This window comes from Desulfonatronum parangueonense (assembly GCF_054656975.1).
Window position 1 is genome coordinate 16,711 of the sequence record NZ_BAAHXH010000005.1, and the last position, 18,860, is coordinate 35,570.

11 protein-coding genes and 1 pseudogene are annotated in these 18,860 nt (G+C 53.0%); 1 reads left to right on the plus strand and 11 read right to left on the minus strand.

Going from position 1 to position 18,860, the window contains the following annotated elements; translation table 11 throughout:
• Positions 1 to 12 precede the first annotated feature (12 nt).
• From ACYQ15_RS21800 to pglX, 10 genes and pseudogenes are all read right to left on the minus strand, one after another.
• Entirely contained in the window at positions 13 to 2,349 is a 2,337-nt protein-coding gene (locus ACYQ15_RS21800) for a helicase domain-containing protein (RefSeq protein ID WP_459935511.1), read from the minus strand.
• 33 nt (positions 2,350 to 2,382) lie between these two features.
• Positions 2,383 to 4,491: a BREX system Lon protease-like protein BrxL gene (gene brxL / locus ACYQ15_RS21805; protein WP_459935510.1), complete on the minus strand. Its 2,109-nt coding sequence runs from the start codon at positions 4,489 to 4,491 to the stop codon at positions 2,383 to 2,385.
• 16 nt (positions 4,492 to 4,507) lie between these two features.
• A pseudogene (locus tag ACYQ15_RS21810) lies at positions 4,508 to 4,923 on the minus strand (HEPN domain-containing protein).
• The gene (locus ACYQ15_RS21815; RefSeq protein WP_459935509.1) at positions 4,877 to 5,251 is read right to left on the minus strand and encodes a nucleotidyltransferase domain-containing protein; all 375 of its coding nucleotides are present in this window, start codon (positions 5,249 to 5,251) and stop codon (positions 4,877 to 4,879) included. The pseudogene ACYQ15_RS21810 and the gene ACYQ15_RS21815 overlap by 47 nt, the downstream one beginning before the upstream one ends.
• A gap of 48 nt (positions 5,252 to 5,299) precedes the next feature.
• Positions 5,300 to 7,828: a PglZ domain-containing protein gene (locus ACYQ15_RS21820; protein WP_459935508.1), complete on the minus strand. Its 2,529-nt coding sequence runs from the start codon at positions 7,826 to 7,828 to the stop codon at positions 5,300 to 5,302.
• Positions 7,825 to 8,406 (minus strand): DUF4276 family protein, encoded by a 582-nt coding sequence (locus ACYQ15_RS21825; RefSeq protein WP_459935507.1) that lies wholly within the window; start codon positions 8,404 to 8,406, stop codon positions 7,825 to 7,827. Before ACYQ15_RS21825 ends, ACYQ15_RS21820 begins: the two co-directional genes overlap by 4 nt.
• Complete coding sequence (locus ACYQ15_RS21830) at positions 8,403 to 9,593, minus strand: AAA family ATPase (protein ID WP_459935506.1); 1,191 nt, start codon at positions 9,591 to 9,593, stop codon at positions 8,403 to 8,405. The genes ACYQ15_RS21825 and ACYQ15_RS21830 overlap by 4 nt, the downstream gene beginning before the upstream one ends.
• A 108-nt stretch (positions 9,594 to 9,701) precedes the next feature.
• Positions 9,702 to 9,959, minus strand: coding sequence for a toxin-antitoxin system HicB family antitoxin (locus ACYQ15_RS21835; RefSeq protein ID WP_459935505.1), 258 nt, complete (start codon positions 9,957 to 9,959; stop codon positions 9,702 to 9,704).
• Positions 9,959 to 10,396 (minus strand): putative toxin-antitoxin system toxin component, PIN family, encoded by a 438-nt coding sequence (locus ACYQ15_RS21840; protein ID WP_459935504.1) that lies wholly within the window; start codon positions 10,394 to 10,396, stop codon positions 9,959 to 9,961. Before ACYQ15_RS21840 ends, ACYQ15_RS21835 begins: the two co-directional genes overlap by 1 nt.
• Positions 10,393 to 14,199: a BREX-1 system adenine-specific DNA-methyltransferase PglX gene (pglX, locus tag ACYQ15_RS21845; RefSeq protein ID WP_459935503.1), complete on the minus strand. Its 3,807-nt coding sequence runs from the start codon at positions 14,197 to 14,199 to the stop codon at positions 10,393 to 10,395. Before pglX ends, ACYQ15_RS21840 begins: the two co-directional genes overlap by 4 nt.
• Before the next feature lie 39 nt (positions 14,200 to 14,238).
• On the opposite strand from pglX, the gene ACYQ15_RS21850 reads away from it, so the two are divergent.
• Positions 14,239 to 15,120, plus strand: a complete 882-nt coding sequence (locus ACYQ15_RS21850) for a hypothetical protein (RefSeq protein WP_459935502.1) — start codon at positions 14,239 to 14,241, stop codon at positions 15,118 to 15,120.
• A 36-nt stretch (positions 15,121 to 15,156) separates the two neighbouring features.
• Here the strand turns inward: ACYQ15_RS21850 and brxC are convergent, their stop codons facing one another.
• Positions 15,157 to 18,780: a BREX system P-loop protein BrxC gene (brxC, locus tag ACYQ15_RS21855; protein ID WP_459935501.1), complete on the minus strand. Its 3,624-nt coding sequence runs from the start codon at positions 18,778 to 18,780 to the stop codon at positions 15,157 to 15,159.
• Between the last annotated feature and the right edge of the window lie 80 nt (positions 18,781 to 18,860).

Below are 18,860 nucleotides of genomic sequence, written 5' to 3' on the forward strand. Positions count from 1 at the left end.
CCTGGAGTTCGATTAGTTTGAACGTATTGTCTCAAATAAAGTTGTATTTACATTCTGAAGAAGTCTGGGAAAGTGTTCACAGATAATTGCCAACCGTCTTGTCGGTCTTGATAATGCTACATATGCTCTGTTCGTGGTGAAGTTTAATGAAGCACGTTCGACGTCATCCAATCCGAGAACAATACATGCGTCAAATTCCAATCCCTTGATCCGCTCAACGCTCGTTGTCACAAGATGGTTTTTATCGACTTTGGACTCCCAAATGTTAGCTAAAGGAACATTAATATTTTTTAGCGAATCCCGCAGCCGCTCCATGCTTTCTTGATCCTCATTTATCTGAAGAAGTGCAATGCTTGAAAGAACAGGAGACCTGTTGACCAAATTGAACACTTGTTTGATTCTTAATGAGAATTCATGTTGCGGACAAATTAATAACTGTGGTTTTATGTCCTGTATTCTATTACCAGCCTCAAATCTTGCCCTTTCTCCGAAGGCCGCTTGATAGAACGATTCTAAAAATAATCCTATTTGCTGGCTTTGCCGCATGTTTCTGGCAAATGGGTACTGTCGACGGTTTTTCGAGTTAAAAAATTTATTGCCAATGGAAAAACCATTCATGTCAGTCATCCCCCAAACAGGGGAGACTATTTGTTTGAAATCTGCTGAAACTGTAAGCGCGCCCATGGGATGAACCAATGAGCCGATGATTGATGCTTCAGCAACACATAAGTCTTGGGCCTCATCAATAACGACATGCGTCCAACGATTATCTTCAGTTCCCATAATGCCAAAGGCACTTGGTATTTCTTTGAATTTCCGTTCATGATGCATTCTTTCAGGCATGGCAAAACGCAGAAGCCAGGCCAGCCAAGGCTCTTCTTCTGGTCCGTAGTACCGTTTCTCCCAGTCTTGTTGCAAGCTCTGCAAAATCTCATTGGTTTCAATGCGAGAGGCAGTGCCTGCTTTCATCCTCTCCTTGCCAGTTAAGAAATGATCTGACCAATAGATTTTCAAAGCATCAAACGGGTCATACACATGATAGATCCATTGCTTGAAAAGATTGTCAAAGTTCTCTCGAGCAGTGCCTTTAAGTGTATTTCTATGCTCCTCATATTGACCGCTCACACGCTGATATATGTCATCCAGTCTCAGCCTTGACCCAATGGGGTTATTGCCAGGGGAAATATTCGCACAAATGGAGAGCGCCGTAGCCAAAGTCTCGCTGGATGTTTTTTTGGTTGAATCTTTTTGCAATTTTACAACCCACGCCGCATCCATCGCCTGCTTCAAGCGTTCTATGATCTGCAATTCATAAACATTCCAAATGCCCTTCAGATCAGCAGGCGTGCCGAGTCCGAAAAAAGCCATCCTGGCTCGTGTCTCGAGGGGTGGCAGCCTTCTCGGTCGAGCTCGGGCATCATGCTTGTACTGCCAAATATCTCCTAGATATGCATTGATGAACTTTGGCACCAACTCGACAAGTTGTGCTGGAAGATCAAGTCCTTCCGTAAGCAAAGACCGGGAGTATTCGACGAGGTTCTGGTTTCCCAGGAATATCCGTGTATGTTCGGGAGTATAAGGTATTCTGTTTGGTTTCTTTTGTCGCTGTGGATCCAAATATTCGTTGATCAGAAAACGAGCTCGCTGGAATGCGACTGTCGTTTTTCCGCTTCCCGGTGCGCCAGTGACGAACAACAGCCCATCCATTTTACTGATGAACGCACTTATTTGATCTGGGGTCATGTTCAGTTTGACTGCTTTAAGCCCAGTCTTTGGTTCAGGGCGTTCTTCCATCCTGGTTCGGCCAAGAGGTTCATAGATGCCGATAACCTCTGGGATCACCTGGTCATAACGCGCCCTGACCAAAGGTTTCACACTTAAAAGTGTCAATCCGTCATCGTCTAGATCATGTTCTGAATTTAACGGCCGAGAAATGGCCGCTTGAAGGCCGGGGTGAGTCCAGGAGAGAATATTGATGCTGTTGCCGTCAGTTCCCAGTACTATATTGCAGTTCAATTTTTCATTGGCATACCAGAGTTGCTTTTTTACATGGACATTGTCCCTTTCGTCCTCAGTTTCGGTGATAACTTCCACCATGGCTTGAAAGGGATGCTCGCTTATTTCATGGAAAGCAGCCAACTCACGTAGTTTATATTCTCTCCGATCTGTTTCGTCGCGCGTAACGTTGCCCGTAAAGTTTTGCGGAATTACGACCTGAGGACTCTCAATTCTTTTCTGTTTTGCAAGTTGTTTGGCAAGAATCGCATTCTTGGAATCGCGAGCAGTTTTTTCTTGTAATTCATGGTTAACGGCCAAACTGACAGGACTTGCATGAACTGATTGAGGCATAAACTTGTCTCCAAGCGTTAGACATGCTTTGAATCATTTCTCATTCCTGTAAATATCCACTTTCGTCTCCAGGCATTTGCGCAATGAAAGGTCACTGGCGCCGATATCGAACCACGTGCCTGGTCTCTGGTAAAAGTCCAGGCCTCTGCCAATCTTGATGACCCAGCCGTTGTCCAGACGGATTTCCCGGTCATGGATGCCTTCCCTGAACCGCACTTCCAGCGCGACGTCCATGTCCAGCAGGCTTTGTTGCAGGTCGTCGAGTTTATCCTTGGTTTCCGCCACTTGTTGATTATCGTCAAAACCAGTGATGAGTTGAATTTTTCTGACAGTCGAGTTCTTGAGCACTGCCTCGCAAAAACGCACGAAGTTCTGAACCTGGTGGGTCATCCGAATGTAAGGGTCTTCGACGACAACCTCCTTTGCATCGGCCAAATACGGAGCCAGGATGGATTCATAGCTGTGGCCGGTGTCCCCATAGAGAATGGTGAAATGCTGTTCCCGAGGTTTCGAATCAGTCTGGGTGGGAGTGAGCGGGAGGATTTCGGTAGGGGTGGGCTGCAGATCCAGTGGCGGCTGGCTCTTTGATTGTTCAGAGCCTTTTTTTGTCGGGGCGGGACGATGCGCCACAGCGCCTTCCGACCTGCCTAATCCACTCAGGGTTTTGCGTACCGGGCGCTGAGTGGCCGGGGCATCCTGGGACTCCGGGCAGCGGACGACGATTTCTTGGCCATCCGCGTTGAAGTAGGACAGGTCGATCATGGCAAATTCATCATCCGGCTTACGCTTGTTCATCTGCTCCTTGATCCTGCGCCGGGCCTCCACGGCGTAAGCCACGTAGGATTCGAACTCGGCGTCCGTGGGCTGTCCGTCCGGATGCAGAATCTTTACAAACGCGCAGACCGTTTTTTTGATTCCTTTCTCGTCCCGACCTTCCACGGATGTGCCCAACCGGATGCGCTTGGACACGCTTTCATAGCGGTTGGTCCGGGCAAATTGGTGGTGAAATGCTTCGGCCAGATAGTCGGTGATGAACCCGTAATTAAGGGTCAGATAATCTGATGCGTTCTTGGGCATTTCCCAGCCCGGCAGATACAGGGCGAAGCGGTCCATTACGGCCAGGTCGAATTCTTTGGGCAGGGGCATGAACAGGTCGTAGTCCGTGGAATTCACCACCTGTTCGATGGAGTGGTCGATATTGCCCACGAATGCCAGGCTGGCGTCGGCAATGACTTCAACGCCCCGGGAAAAGCGTCCGTTGGCCATGAAGTCTTTCATGATCTGGATCGTGTCCTGATCCTTGATCTTGATGCCGGCCACCTCGTCAAAGGCCACGGTATCCCAGTAACCTACCAGGCCGATGCGCTTGCGGGCATTGTTGTAGAAAAGGGTGGACTTGGTGGCCTGACCACCGCTGATAAGGGTGGAATATGGGGAAAATTCGCTGAAAAAGTACGACTTGCCCGTACCCCGAGGACCGAGTTCGATGAAGCAGAAATTGGCTTCTACCAGGGACGCCAGACGGGCTACATAGTGCAGCTTGAGGCGGTGGGACAACCGGTTCGGTTCAAGGCCCACAGAGCGCAGGATGGCGCTGAGCCATTCTTCCGTGGTAAAGGCTTTGCGTCCTTCGCAATAATGCTCAAAATCGAAGCGACTGAGCTGGATGGGTCGCAAGTCTTCAATATAGAACGCATAGTCATCGTCATCCACCTCGTTGTAGGCAATGGTGGCCTCGCTCCAGATGCCGCCTTCCAGCAGCCGATCGTTGTCCTTGTAGAAACGTTCCGGGATGGCGATGCGCTGGGAGTTGAAGTTCTCCATGCTCGCCCAATGCCGTTTTTCCTTTTCCACGTATCGAACATGGACCTTGTCGATGAAACGGTGCTTGCCCTTGGTCGCCACCTTGGACTGGGCCGCATTGGCCTCGTCGGGCCGGACGTAGTTGTCTTGCAACGTGGCAAGGACTGCCTCGATCCCAGCCTGAATCTCCTCCTGCTCGTCGCTGGCACAATATCGGGCCAACAAAAATTCCAGCACGAATGTCGGCACGTTCGTGCCTTTCTTGATGTGGTGCAACAGATCCTTGCGCACCACTTTTCCGGAAAAGATTTCGTTTAGCTTGGTATCCAGCGCATCCATTGGCTTTTGTCCTCTTTCAGCCCAGTTTTTGCCAGCATTCACGTGCCGTGGTGATGGCCGTGATTGCATCTTCACGCTCCGGCAACCCTTCCGCCAGACTGCCCGGCAAGGCTTCCGGATAGCGAGTGGGAATATAATAGATGTCCATCAGTTCGAGGGTCTCCCGCAAATTGCCGATGAGTTTGTTGCTGCAGTCAGAAGGCAAAGCCCTCAATAAATCGACAATGGAGTGGGTACGGGGAACTTTTAGGTTCAACCCCGCAAGCAGACCTTTGAGGCACTTTCAACACACTGCTGACTGTGAAAACAGACCTGATTGAAGATGCCTTCATTCAATGCAAGTTCCGCCATCTGCAGATCTTGATGTGCAAAATACTGCCAGCGGCTACGCGCTTCGTTCGTAAAGCACTTTTCCATTTTGAATAACCTCATCTTTGACGAAGGCGCGCTCTGAACTCATTTTTTCAAACTCTTCAGGCGTATAGACAACAATGTCCATTCCTACTTGAGGACGAAGCATTCCTCTGATTTTTCGCAGGCGCTGATAAAAAGGAAGTTTTGTTTCTTCAACCACGACCAGGTCTATATCGGACCATTCATTCACCCCGCCCTTAGCCATGGTTCCAAACAGGATCACCTTTTTCGGGTTACCTTTTGCGATCAGCACATCGAGACAGCGTGACAATTCATGGTCCAAAAGTTTTTTCCGTGCTAAGAGGTCAGTTGATGATTGTGGATGTGAATTGTGCTGTTCGAGCATGATGGTATCTCCCTTTATGGAGTAGGAGCAGTAGGTAGGATTACCCCATCACACCGTATAATCCGTCTCCAGTTCCAGCTTGCCGAAAACCGCCAAGGTCGTGGGATCCAGGGCTTTGATGGTGAATTTGCCTTCGAAGTCCATGTCCATGCGCATGACGACGGAAACGGCCTGACTACTGCTCAGGGTGATCGTGCGCGTGCTGGGGTGGACGTGGCCGCCCGGGCGGGCTTCGCCGACCACGTTGCCTTTTTTGTCGTGGGCCTCCAACAGGAATTCCGTAGTTTTCCCGCTGGACAAGAGATCTCCGCGGCCAATGTGCACGTCGATCACGGGCAGGCGGGTGGTGATCCGTTTGGCGCCGCGTTTGTAGGTCAGGGTGACTTCCGGACGTGTCCATGTTTTTTCCTGGTCGTCCTTCAGGCGAATGGTGAGCAATGGCACCACCGCCTCCTGCAACGATGCCCCGCCATGAAAATAGGTGACGGATTTGGCGTAGGTGGCCATGCTTTTAGGCCCGGCAATCTGGGTGAAATCCCCCCGGATGCCCAGGTGCTCCGCCGGAAGAACGAAGTTGGCACTGTCGCTTGCGCCATCTCCGAGCAGGCACCGCTCGTGGATGTTCAGCCATTTGCCCTGGGGTTTGGCGCAGACATCCCCGGCCTGGGCATTGGTGTTCAGGAAAAAGCCATGATCCGTGGCAATGATCACCTCCTGAAAACCCAGTGTTTTCAGCTTGTGGACACAAACCCTGATGGTTTTGAGCACGTCCTGGAGCATGCGCAACCCCATGGACACGGAATTTTCCAGGGCGCTGTCAATGGATGCACTGCGCAGGACCAGCAGTTCCACGCCGGGCTCCACGGTGTACCGACCAGATCCGAATTCGTTCAGGGTGGTTTCCGCGAAGCGCTGCCCGTACCGTTTGCGGAGGATATCCATGCGCTGGGCCACAGAGGAGAGGATCGTCTCGCCCAGAGCAGGCAGCATGGTGGTCTGATCCTTTTGGATCAACCGGAGATCGCGACCCGCCTCGGGCAACAAGCTGGCCATGCCCACCAGGGTGATGGTCGGAAGTTGCGCGCAGGATGTATGCAGTTTCACCTGACCTTCTCCGGCAAGCTGCATCTCCAGGGCTACACCCAATTCATACCGCAGGGCGTCGATCAGCAGCATGGCTGTTTTCTGGCCGCTTTGCCGCAGTCTGGGGGCGACAAAGCGGTCGAACACGTCGGCATTGGCCAGGGCGTTCCGCGGCGGCCACCCGTTCTGTTCCAGATGTCGCAGAAAATGCCCCTGCAGAGCGCCGGCCACTCGGGCATAGGCTTTTTGGGCATGTCGCAGGGCCGGCTTGAGCTGATCCACCATCTCGAAAAGTTCCGCGGCGGACTCTTCCATTTGGCGATGGTGGCGGTCCACCTCGCGCAAGCTGCAGGTATAGGCATCCAGCAGGGCTTCCTGGGTCCGGACATGGTCAGAGAGACTGGCCTGGGCGTCTGCGCAGGCTTCCAGGAGATTGACGGCATTTTCCAGGAAAAACCATTTGCTTCGGCTTTCGCCCTGACCGGCCCAGATGCTGTGAGATCGGACTTTAAGAATGGACCGGGCCCTGTCCAGGTTGTCGCGTTGCATGGCCTCCATGCACTGGATAAAAATGGTCTTTTCTTCAAAGGCAAAGGTGTCCAAAGCACCCAGGTCCGTCAAATCAGCACATGTATCAGCCAGGTTCAGGTCCCGTTCCACGGCATTGGCGCGTTGGATGTACGTCTCCCGGGTGCGCAGGTCATTGCGCAGCCGTTCGCACAGATCCAGCACCAGAGGTCTGGCCTCATCAGCGGCGTGAGGAACGTTTTCCAGACTGCTCGGCAAGGGGGCCGGGAGGTCGAAGACGAATTCACTGAACAACAGAAAGCGCCACATCTCCTCGGCAATGGTCTCCCAGCTTTTGCTGCGCGTCTTGAGGTCCATGCCCAGACTGCTTTGAAGCAGACCGGCAATCTCCGGGTTCCAGGAGTCCCGGTTCTTCAGACTGCCAATCTGCTTTTTGTCCGGCGCAAGCAGGGCAAACAGGATGTCCCTGGCGGATTCCACCTCTAGAATGGCTCGCAGATTGGGCCAGTTCATGCCCAGGCCCACGGCGTCGATGACCTCGAACTCCGGGTTGGGGTCATTGGCAAAAATGCGCCGGATATCAGCCACATGATCAGCCTTGGCCCGCATGCACAAGCTTTGGAAGGAATCCCCGTCGCTTTGCGGGAATATCTCACCCGCGGCGGAGTACACGCTGAACGGATCCCGCTGTTTATCTTCGTCGGACATTGGCGGCTTGGCCGGAACATGGATAAGCAGGCCTTTGGTCGTCGCTCCGGCTTCGTCCATGTCCATCAGCGCCTGCAACGCCGTTTCCCTGGCCTGGATGCTGCCCAGACCGGCATCGATCACCAGCAATTTCTCGCCGGCCAGTTCCAGGCACAATTCCCGATACCGCTCCTCCGGATCGTAGACCACCAGAACTTCGGAGCGGGTCACACGGGGCAGGAGCACGTCCTGCTGAATGAAGGATTTAATGGCTTTCATGATTTCCCTGCAGTTTCGCGTGCATCGCCGGAAATGCGGTTCAACCCGGCAATGAGTACGTTGAAGCTCTTGGAATGATTATGTTGCGGCTGCAAATGCTTGCCTATCGCAACTGAGCCGGAAACCTTTTGATACCTACCCTTGGTGAGCTTGAACAATTCAAGAGAGGGCTTGACTATTTGGTCTGGATTGCGAAATTTCCGCTTTTGCTGCATCGCGCCAAGGCCTCGAATGTCAAGGCCTTTCTCCACCGCGTTCAGATCCCCGAGATAGAAACTTTCCAGTTCGCGGCAAGCAATGCGGATCAAGACGTTGGGACTGCCGGTCCTTCCGCAAAGTTCCAGCAAATTCTTTTTCAGCTTTCGGCAATCACTGGCATCCTGATCCCTGAGCACGACAAAGAAGGAGTCTGGACGTTTCCATGTGCGGAGAACACGAGGCAAGTTTGCATCCAGATCGTATTTCCCTTCGTAAATCTTGTATTCAACAGCCAAACCCGACGGCAGAACATTTGGCAGCAACCCTTTCAGCATGGCTTCGGCGGATGGCTCTTCCAACAAAAACACCAGAGTCATCATTGCGGGTCCACTCCCGGAAAGAAGCCCTGTTTCCAGAGATAGCCCATTTGAGCGCCATCCTGCATCATGGCGATGATTTGCTCATCGTCTTTGGCCCGACGTACCTGGGAAAAACCGGTGTTTTTGATCAACCAAAAAACTTCTTCGATTTGCGTCGCATTCAAGAAATCAGGGGAATGCGTGGACACGAAAACCTGGCCGCCCCGCAGGGAATAGGTGCGAAATTCCTCGGCAAGTTCCCAGAGCAGGCGGGGGTAAAGCTGGTTTTCCGGCTCTTCGACGCACAGGAGGGGATGGGGAGAGGGGTCGTAGAGCAGCACAAGATAGGCAAACATCTTGATGGTTCCGTCGGAGACGTACTTATCAATGAACGGGTCCTTGAACGATCCGTCCTGGAATTTGAGCAACAACCTTCCGTCCTTGGTCGGTTCCGGCTCAACCGAAGCGATTCCCGGCACACGGGTCTTCATCTGCTCGATAATTTTGCCGAAGATCGTCGGATGTTCTTCAAACAGGCGGTTCGCCACCAATTGTAAATTGTCCCCGGTCACGGAAAGGTGTTCGGCATACCCTGCAGCATCCTTGCTGCCGCGAGCCAGGTTGATGTGGAAGTCGGAGACGTGCCAGTTTTCAATCAGTTGCCGGAAGGCATTGGCTGCCTTGAACTTCTGAAATTGTCCCAGCCCCTTGATGGCTAGAATGTCGGCCTTGTCCAGTTCCTGGGGTTCTTTGGTCAGTTCTTCGTCGATCTTGTTGAAGTCATCCTCATTGACCACGGCCTTGCCCCGGCCAAAGCTGAAATCCAGAAAATGATACGGCGACCCGGCGCTGCCTCTTTTGTATCGCAAAATCTCACGCGCAACTTCCGGTCTTTTGTTCGCATTGGTGATCTCAAGATAATACGTCACCAGGCGCTGCACTCTACTGATTTCCATACGAAATTGCAGCTCGATAACGATGTTTTCCTGCTCATGGCCCCGACTCACCAACTCATGATACCCGCCCCGGCTTTGAATGGCGGAACCGACATTGAACGTCAGGCAGTCTTTCAAAAAGCCAAACACCTCGAAAAGCGTGGACTTGCCCGTCCCATTGGCCCCGACAACGACGCAAAATGGAGGGATATCCCGCAGATCAACATCCTGAAAGACCTTGAAGTTTTGCAAGCGAATTGATTCAATTCTCATGGCATACCTTTGCAGTTAACAGATGGAGAATGCGCTCCTTGCAGTTTGGAGAAATGTCATTGCCATGGATACGCAATAACAACTCATGACGCTTCTCGCCTTCAGTCCCTACCGCTCGACGTTTTCTTCTGGAAATTCATCACCCTCCATGGGGGGGACGTCCGGACTGGCCTTCATCCAGGCATCAAATGCCTCAAGATCCCCTCGTGCCAACCGTTCTCTAAAATAGGCCTCGGTTTTGAGCGCGGAGACTTTTTCCGCAATGGCCATGATGAAAAATTGATTCATGGGAACCTGCTCCTCCTCCGCGACCTTATGAGCAAAAGCAAGCAAGGACTCTGGCAACTGCAATGCGAATTGGGGCATCAGATCCCTCCTTTGTTCAATTTCTGGATGAAAACACCAGGATGTAAAACAGGCAATCGAAATTTTTTGGCTGCGTCAAAATCCTTAATGTTCAGGGTAATCAATGCTGCAGCTCTCCCGTTCAAGGCGGTCTCCAGGACCATCTCATCCGCCGGATCAAAGGTTTGTGGCCGCCACAGGTAATGCAAGTGTACATAGTCCATGAGCAAACACAAAGCATCCAGGAATGCATCCACCATTTCTTCCGTCCTGCCGCCAATTTGGAGATGATCCGGGCGTTTCAAAACCGCTTCGTATTCAACCATCAACGGCACGGAGCCCAAGGCCTTGATGCGACCTGCCCGCAAAGCTTGCAGAATTGCATAAGACGCCCCCTTGCGGCTTCGCGATGCCGCAACCAGGATGTTTGTATCCAGGACAACTCGTGGAATAATCATACCTGCTCCGTTGAATCATCAATCGCCTTCTTTCTCCCCCGTTTCTTGCCCTTCTTGGCCACTTCCACCTCGCACAATTCCTCCAGTCCGTGGGCGATGGCGATGGAGCGGTCTGTTTTGCAGACTTCGCGGACCCGGTCCGGCCAGATGCTGTAGGCCAGGTGCGCCCAGTCGTAGTCCCCGGCTTCCAGCTTGTCCCAGGTTTCCTTGAGTTTCTTCTGCCAGGGTTTCAGACGGAAGAGCTGCCAGAGCGGGGCCGCTGTGATCTGCACCCCGTCGTTGAGGTTGGGTTTCCAGAACGCGGCAATGCGCAGCAGCTCATCACGGAACTCCCGCAGCTCCTGCTCCAGTCGAACCTGTTCCTCGTATTCCTTTTCCGCAGAACCTTTGCGCTCCGTACCGCGCAACACGTCCAACCGCTCGGCGATCTGCTTCAAGCGGGGTTCCACGAAGTCGTTCACGCAGATGTACAGGGTCTGGTCCGTAAGGCGGTGGTAGTAGATCCAGAGTGTATACGACCCGGAAGGGGTGGATAAAGGCCAATAGATGGGAGCCTGGCGGCGGCTCTTGGAGTAGCGTTTGAGATGATCGGCGAAAAATCCGGACGGCTTCCGAAAATACTCCCGCAACCCGTCAATTTCGAGAATATGGCAAGCCTCCTGCTCAATATCCCCAGCCTTGTCCTTCCAGATCACATCCAACACCTCCCGCACCCGGCGGATGATGTCATCCGGATGGTTCTCGTCATCCACGATGATGCCGTTCCAAGGGATGTTCAAGGGATATCTGTCAGTGGTCAGCGGCCAGTCATCAGTTTCCGCCCTCTCAACAACCCACCGCCCATCAACACACCGCCGCCTGCGAAGCCATTCCTCGCTGACGATGTTGCCCGGAGTTGCGGGCAAGCTGTCCGGGCCGATGAGCATGCCTGGGGGGCAGATTGGGAGGGGATCGAAGGGGTCGGGGAGAGGGGGGGCGAGAGTGGAGTCGAGGGCTAAGCGGATGTCCCAGCGGCAGAAGATGCACCCAATCCAATAACTAAGATTTCTCTCTACTTCAGACAATAGGTCATCTTTGGAAATTACAGACCATTGATTTAAAAATGAAATGATCGACTGGGGGTGTACTTCATAATAATGGCATATCAGTTCAATCTTTCTGTCGGCATAGAATGATTTCTTTGTAATTTGGCGTGTGCTCCCCTTTCTCTTCGCTACCAAGTCAACCAAAGATTCATCACTTAAGTTCCACAAATTCAGGCATTCATCTTTTGATAATTGTAATTTATTTTTCGAGTATTCGCATGGATGCATACCATATTCATCTCGTAGTACAACAAAATCGTCATCGTATAATTGATATGCAGTCGAAACAGTTTTGTCAATTTTCCAAGTATTCTCTAATATTTTAAGAGCATTTAGATTAATATTTATACGATGATTTACTGCAAGTTTTTTTATAGACGCACGATTATCTTCATTGATTAAAATAGATATAAAGTAGTGCCTCGTAGTTTCATTAAACTGAAAATTTTGAATAACAATATTTGTACATTGCCTGACGGAATCAGAAATAACATTTTTAATTTCATATTTTAATTCTGGAACAGGTGCTGCATTGATAACTCCTGATTTGTAATGTCTAGCTGCACTACCGGAGACAACAGCATCACCTGAACCTATGAATAGCTCAAAAAGAAGGCGAAATGATCGGGATATATAAACGCCAAGAAACGCTTCGGCTTCAATGAGTGACTCAAAGAATATGGCTTGGCCAGTTGCGCTGAAAATACAGCCACTAGGAAATATACGTGGAGCAAAATCGCTTGTGGTCCGTTCTGGATATGTCAGCCCCGGTTTGAAGTAGAAATCTACATTTTTAAGTATTCTGCTCCAGTGAGAATTATTGTAGAGGGTCCCAGCAAATGCTTTGGCTTCTTCTCCATCATTTTCCCAGTTAATCACAAGGTGAATGTCGTCCCAGAATGGACGGTATTCCCCGCCTTTGGCAAAGAAAAAAAAGTGACTGCCGAGCGAACATGGAAAAACCTCCCATGCAGCAGAGATAAACCGGAAATCATCAGCTGTTGCGAGGCCTTGTTTCGCTGTTCTTTTTTCGTTTTCAAATCTGGGGTGTGCAGCGAGCTTCCGTAAGGTATGTTCAGGAACCCAATAACAAATTGGGTGTCCAGCCAAGAGGCGAAAAACATCTAAATTAACCAAATAATATAAATTAGATGGTCGGTCTGACAAAATTGACTCTATTGACGAAAGAAGAGTTTTTCCTTTATCTTCAGCCTTTAGAAGTCCACATATTGTCGCAGAATTATTTTTTTTCCCAATCGTAACAATGTAGGCTGCAGTTTCTACCATCGCATCAAGGACTCCATATCCAAGATCAGCCGCAGTATCCAACTTGCCTTCTCCAATCAGAGCTATGTTTCTCCACTTCTCAAATTGAGAATTAAAAAATCCGACACGGTTAGTTATTGCTCCCAATCTTCCAAATTTCGTAAGGACTGAAAGACATCTTGTAATAAATCCACCGAATATGTCATTTTTTGACTCTGGAAATGCATGATCGATGTAGTAATGAGAATTGGCAGCTGATTCACCAAACGGCGGATTCATCAACACAACATCATACCGCTTCCGACACAGATCAATAAACGCAAACCCCCGCGCTGCGTCCTCGGCGAATAACCGCCTGCGCACGGTATTTCCGTTCTCAGCCTGCTCCGCGTACTTTTTCAACGCATCAAGAATGCGCTGTTCCGTGTTTCGCCAGAAGTCCTTGTCACTGACGTCCGAGAGGTCGAAGCGGAGTTGGGTTGGTTTCTGGGGCAGCTTGATGCCGGGGAGCATGACTTTTTGCTCTTTGGGCGTGGTGGCCTTGAATTGCTGCTTGGCCGCGGCCACGGCGTCCTTGATCTCTTCCTCGATCTTCAGCAAGGAACCGGCTTCTCCGGCCAGTTTCATTTTCTCGAAGACCTCGTTCACAAGCTGGCCCAGAACACGTGGTCTGAGTCCTTCGATGAATTCATGGCGCAGGGTCTCGTCACCGGGCATGGGTTCGGCGCAGACGATGTGGGATTTGGTGATCCGAGGGCGGGCTTGGGGTTGGATGTTCCGGGCTTTCCAGGATTTTTGGGCGCGCAGCCACAAGGACAGGCCGGCGATCTGCACGGCGCGGGGGTCGATGTCGATGCCGTGGATGTTGTGTTCGATGATCAGTTTGGGCAGGGCAAGGAGCAGATCATCCAGGGAGGGGTAATCCTTTTGAAGGGTTTGGCCTGTGGACTGGGATGGCAGAGTGTCCCTGAGTTTCCAGGCTTCTTCGTAGATGCGCTCGTAGAGGTCGAAGGCGTACAGCCCGAAGTGCATGGAGCCGCAAGCCGGGTCGAGCATGAGGATGTCGCGGGGGTCTTTCAGGGGGCGGTGGGGGATGAATACCGGGAGGTTCAGCAGTTCTTGCTGGGACAGCTCGCTGGTGTCCATGGTGAGCTGCTGCCGAAGTGCGGCGTAGAGGGATTTGATGGCCGCCAAATGTTCGCCATGCGGATCTTCCATGGCGTGCCTGGAAGCGCGTTGTTCGTAGAACAAGCAGATCCAGAGTTCAGCGGCATCGCCACGCCATTGATCGGTTTGCTTAAATTCGTTGATGCGCTGGCTTGCAAACTCAAGGCAATCGCCCAACCCCAGCGCCGGGGCGAGTTTGTAGCCTTCAATGCCCAGGGCAAGCTTTTGGAGTTGGTTCCAGGTGATTTCATCAGGCTCAGGCAGTTGAGAAAAGTCGCCGCTCAAGGCGGCCTCGATTCCAGGGTGGCGAACCTCGGAAATAAAGTGGCCTGGTTGCTCCAGGAATACTTCGCGTGGCCGACGGACCAGGTAGCGGCATGTCGTTGTCAAGTCCGTCTCGCCCTTGGTCATTTCGTACCAGATCCGGCCCAGGGTGTTGTCCGTGAGAAATTCTACCACATAGCGCGGAGTGAAGAACTGGTTGCGAACGGCGAGTTCCCGGCTGTTGCGCGGGGCCGCGGACTGGGCACGCATTTCTTTGCGCTCTTCCACGGAGTTGAAATACTGATAGATCCAGCCGATGGTTTCATCCTCGGCCCAGAGCTGTTCCAGTTCCGGGGCGTTGATCAGGCTCAGCAGATTTTCCAGGGCTGTCTCACGGGGGAACAGCCGTCCCTGGGAGCTGAAGCGGTCGAAGAGCACGGGCAGGTCCAGGGCGAATTCGTCGAACAGGCTGAACAAATAGCACTTGTAGGCGTCCCCGGTCTGGCCCAGGGCTGTCCCGGCCAGCTTGGCATAAGGCTGGAAACCTTTGGACTGAGCGCCCTTGGCAATGGATTCGATGATCAGATTGCGGGCTTCGGCCATGCGCAGGGCGCAGAGGCGGTTGAGTACGGTGAAGGCCTGTTCACGCATGATCCGGTCCAGAACAACCTGCACGGCTTTGGCGGTTTGCGTGGAACCGGCCAGGTAATGGTCCATGGTCTCCCGCAACAGCCTGGCCGTCTCCCGACTGGTGTCGTCCAGATGGGCCAGCCGATCCATCCCGGCTACACGTCCTGTGTTCGGGTCAAGACCATGCGTCTGCTGCAACTGCTGGGTGAATTCCGCGGACAACAACGCACGCGCCTCACCGACGAATTTGGCCAAGCGGTTACGGGTAGGTTGATCGAAAGCCATGATGATTCCTTTTATAGAAGGCTGTAGGTAGTTGCTGAGTTCTGTGGCTATCTGCCTACTGCCTCATTCGAGAGATATGGTTACTTCAATCTCACTGTAGGAGGTCAGTTCCTCTTTCAGGTTTTGCAATTTATGAATCAAGGATTCGATCTGGGCAGGATCACTGACCATGGATGGAATGGCAAAATTTCGGGTCAGTTTCGTGCGCCCTTCGCGAAAGTTGTCTTCCTTTTTTTGCTTCATCCGTTCTATCCGGTGCTCATGGCCACGTTTGGCAACATACTCCGTGAGACGACTCATCGTGGTGGAAATCACGTATTCTTGGGAGAGAAGTTCCTTGAGACCGGCAATTCCCTGGCCAGGTTCAAGGATGAGGGCATCGAGCTGAGCCAGCGTGTTGGTCTTTTCTTCCTGGGTCAGCTCTTTCCAATCCGGCAAGTAGCTCAGACTTTGACCGGCCATCTTGATACTTTTGTCTTGGTCTTGCGCGACGCGCTTTATGGTTTCCTCAATTCTGGCACGGATGTTTGTCAGCAACGTGTTGTAGTCCGTCAGATGGTGGTGAAAATCCGTGCTTTCCAGGCGCTGACCCAGCAGTTCCAGGTCCTCGGACAGATTCTTGCGCAGATCTCCGGGCGCTCCGGAATCGGGTAGATCGGCAATTTCACGGCGGTAGTTCTGCAGATCGCGGACAACGGATTCCAGGCCGTTCTTCAGCGCCAGATCCACCTGGGCTGCCCATTTCAGTCCGTCGTAAAGCGGCGATTCCTCGCTGCCCAGGCGATGCGGCAGGTCTGAGGCGTCCGTCAGCAGGACGTCTGCCAGTTCCTGGTTCAGGGTGCGGACGATTTCAGCGCCGGGCTGGCCGAGATTTTCCAGTTTTTCGGCCAGGGGGCCAAACTGATGCTGAAAGCGGGGGAAGTGCTTGACTGCGGCCTTGCTGACCTCGTCCTCGGGATAGGCCATCACGGTTTCACCCACCAGGTCCGTGAGCCGTTCCGCGGCCCTGGCCAGAACCTCCATCGGCACAGGGGCGTCGCGCAGGGAGATGCCCACGTTTTTGAAGGAGGCATTGGTGCGCAAAGCGTCAACGGCCTGTTGTCCGTTGACCAATACGTCCCTGCTGGAAATTTTCAACTTGATCATTCCGGCCAGAAGCATTCCCGCCACCAGATACCGCAGAGTGTCCGGAGACCAGCCGTAGGGATCTCCGGAGAAATGGTCCGAGAGTCGTTTCCCCTCGACGCTTCCGGTGCGTTCCACATAATCACGGATACTGATCACAGCCTTGTGCCCGGTGTTGATTTGTGGCGAACCGCCGCTGATCTGGACCAGGTGCAGCGGGTCCAAGGCCGCGGTTACGGCCATGAGGTTGCCCAGGCGCAAAAACTTTTCAGCAAGATTGGTATCGGCCCGTACAGGGGCGTCGCCATAGCGATGAAAGACCTGGGCCGCCACGTCATTGAGGTGTTTTTTGGCCGCTTCCAGCACATCCTGCCCCAGGCTGTTCAATGCGGTGGTACTGCCCCGGAAGATGAACGATCCCTGGAGAAGGTTGCGCCGCAGGGTCTGCTGCAGGTCCAGGACCAGTCTGGCGGCGCGGTCGAGCTGGGCCGTGCAGTAATCCTTGACCTCCTGGTCCGGATCGCTGCGATGGCGCAGCACAATCTCGTTGCACCGATAGATTTCCCCGGCCTGCTCCCGTATGGCCGGGTCCGCGTAACCCAGCAAAAAGATCACGTTTTCGAAACTGCGTTGCCGGGATTCATCCAGCATGCGGTCACGAACCGCATCGCGTTCAAGAGGGTCGACGAACTCCACATGGGTCTGGATGATCTCTTTCTCCCCGGACAGGCTGGAAATGTTGGGTCCATGCACGGCCTTCAGTCCGCTGGTCACGGTCAGGGAACCGTGCAGGGTGACCTTGGGCTGGGGTTGAAAAACCTCGCGCAGGGCCTCGTTCTCGATCCGGCGCACTTCAATGGAACGCAGAGGGATCTGGGCGCGCTCCTGGTCGATGTCATTCAATTTTTCACTGAAAAAGCACAGATTGCCGTCCTTCTCGCCAAAGGGCACGATGGAATCGGTGATCAAATCGGCAATGGCCAACTCTACCTGATCCCGCCGGGACGAGCTGTCCAGCCCCGGATGCATCAGCGCGGCCACATTGCCCCTGGTCACGGGCATGTTGCCCAGCACCTGGAGAACGGCCACGGTCTTGGCCACGTCCTGATGCAGGGAGGGACCGGGAAAGCGGATTTGCACCTTTTCCATGGCCTTGTGCAACGAGGGAAAAGCGCGGTGGATGTCCCGGTGCAGGGCGTCGTAGAGGGTGACCGTTGTGGCCAGCCAGCCCACGGGAGCATCGGCCACGGGCATATCGCCACGGGCCGGGCCTTCCACCAGAATGTCCTGGATCACCTTGATGGCCGAGCGAAGTCCAACCCCGCCGGTGGATTTGGCCAGCGCTCCCAAGAGGTGCAGCAAAATGTCGAAATGGGCCGGAAGAAAAGGATAGAGATTGACAAAAGTGGCCCTGTCAAAATCCGCTGCATAATATTTGGCGTCCTGCAGTTTGGTGCTATGGCGCAGAGACTGACCCTGTTTTTCGAAGGCATCTTCAAGAATGCTCTGGCCTTTGGGAGATTTGCCCAGCAGGCGACGGGTACAGATTTCCTTGATGTCGCTGGATTCCAGATCGATCTGAATCGGAAAACGCGCTCCGAGCTTGTAGAGTTCCGGAGAGTTCAAGGCCACGCGGGGGTCGTCTTCAGTCAGGGTCTGCTGGGCCGTTCCCACAATCCAGACCTTGCCTTCGCCGATGGCCTTCAAGTTCTTGGCCAGTCCGTCCAGGTTCAGGATCAGATTGTGGCGCGGTCCAACATACTGGCCCACCTCGTCGATGATAAAGATCACGCACTGCTTGCCCGACGTTTCCCGGACAATGTCGATCATTTCCTTGACCCGGTCGTTTTCAAAGACCACTACCTCCGAAGTCTCCGTGGAAAAGGCCGTGGGTGTCTTGAACAGCACGGGGTACATGGCGTGGGCGATTTCCGGAAGCAAACTGTCCACCACCAAGGGATCGTTTTGTACGGATTTCCAGGGCACGCCCAGCTCGCCCTGGATGCGGTCCAGAAATTCCGTGTACCGGCCATCCTTCTGCATTCGTCGTTCCAGGGCGGCCACTTTCAAATTGCGCGAATACCCAGCCCATTGCAGCACCTTGTAGTAAAGGACCGTGGACACCTCCTCCATGGTCGCTCCAGCCAGCATGGACGACGCCAGATCCAGCAGGACCACCGCTGCCGGAAAGCGGGTGGCCACGGTGGACAGCAGGGCCTTGGTCTGGGGCTTATGCAGACGATTCTGCAAGTGCTTCAGGAACGGCACTCCTTCCACGGATACGTTTTCGTCCAAGGCCAGACCAAGATATTTGGTGAAGGAACTTTTTCCCGATCCGTAAAAACCGGAAACCCAGACCCCGATTTCGTTCTCTCCACCTTGTTCCATGGCGGTCTGCATCAGGCGAAGCAGCTTTTCCATCTGCTCCTCAATGCTTTCAGTGACGATGTATTCACTAATCTCGGACTTGAGGCGAATTTCCTGAGACGCCCCATAGGAAATCACCTTCTCAATGGCCCGATGAATATCCCGCGACGGGTCGAACAGGTCTCGTATACGCATGAATTGCTCCGGTTGTGGCGACTGATGGTGTTATGGTTTGACCCTGAAAAGGGGCGAAAAGTTTCTCGCCCCTACGGCAT